At 51.3% G+C, this 1,438-nt stretch carries 1 pseudogene; it reads left to right on the forward strand.

The features are described from left to right. The first annotated feature begins 110 nt into the window (after positions 1-110). Positions 111-1,395: pseudogene (locus HMPREF2854_RS05950) on the forward strand (IS3 family transposase). Positions 1,396-1,438 lie beyond the last annotated feature (43 nt).

A 1,438-nucleotide genomic window follows, 5' to 3' on the forward strand; every position in this document is an offset into this window, starting at 1 on the left:
TTGAAGTGTCCCCCGGAAGTTGGACTGGATTATTCAGTTTCTTTTTTCGGGGGACATTTTCATGGTTTCTTCTTTATCTTCATTGACTGAGTCTGATCAGAGGCGTTTAGTTGCCTTGTTTGAGCAGGGGTGTGGTGGCGCAGCGGCTGCTTCTCGTCTTGGCTTGAGTTTCAAGCCGTGCGTTAGTTTCTATAATCGGTGGCGTATTCATGGCAGGCTTGTTCTTGTGAATAAGTCATATAAGCGAGTTTTTACGTTTGAAGTTAAACGTGATGCTGTTCAACGCTTTCTGGCTGGTGAGACCCGGATGAGTATCGCGCAGGACTTGGGATTGGCTTCTGTCAACGTGGTGACGAGCTGGGTGCGGATCTATCGCGATCAAGGCGAAGACGGCTTGCGCCCTAAGCCCAGGGGCAGGCGACCTAAGACCGGTCCCAGGGTGTTATCTCAAACTGAGGAACTTGAACAACGCATCAGGGTCTTAGAAGCGGAGAACGCCTACCTAAAAGCATTAAGGGACTTGATGAACAACGAGCAATAGACCGAGCTCGAGTAATCGTTACACTCAAGTCCCACCATGATCTCGATGTTCTTTTGCGGGTAGCGCGATTGGCCAGATCAACGTTCTACTACCATCAAGCCCGCCTAGGACAGCCAGATAAACATGCTGATCTTCGAGCCAAGATCAGAACAATTTTTGAAGCTTCGGACGGTCGGTATGGTCACCGTAGGATCCGACTCGCCCTACACCGCCAGGGCCTGATGGTCTCTCGTAAACTCGTCGCCAAGCTTATGAAGCGTGAAGGGCTGGCCTGCCTGGTCCGTCAGAAGAAACGCTATAGCTCTTACCGAGGCACACTATCGACCATTGCCCCAAACGTGTTAGCCCGCGACTTCACTGCTACTGGCCCGAACCAAAAATGGGTCTCTGACGTTACCGAGTTCCGTCTCGGATCGTCCAAGATCTATCTCTCACCAATCATCGACTTGTTCGATCACTCAGTCGTTTCCTACACGGTCGGGAAATCACCCAATCTTGAACTGACCAACACCAGTTTGCGCAAGGCTTTGAACAAGGCTAAGGCGGGCCCGGGTCTGGTAGTCCACACCGACCAAGGATTCCAATACCAGCACCACTCGTGGCGAAAGCAACTCAGCCGTTCCCACGCAGTCCAGTCAATGTCTCGCAAGGGAAACTGTTACGACAACGCCGTAGCCGAGAACTTCTTCGGCCACCTCAAATCAGAGATGTTCTACAACAACACCTTCACATCCACTGAGCACCTGGTCAACCAGATCAAGGCATACATCCACTGGTACAACAACAAACGCATCCAGGAACGACTCGAGGGCATGACCCCGAACGAATATCGCAATCATGCCCTCGCAGCCTAAAGGACTACCATTTAACTAGTCCAACATTCAGGGGACAGTTCAT

The organism is Actinomyces sp. HMSC075B09 (assembly GCF_001812395.1).
In the GTDB taxonomy this organism is placed as follows: domain Bacteria; phylum Actinomycetota; class Actinomycetes; order Actinomycetales; family Actinomycetaceae; genus Gleimia; species Gleimia europaea.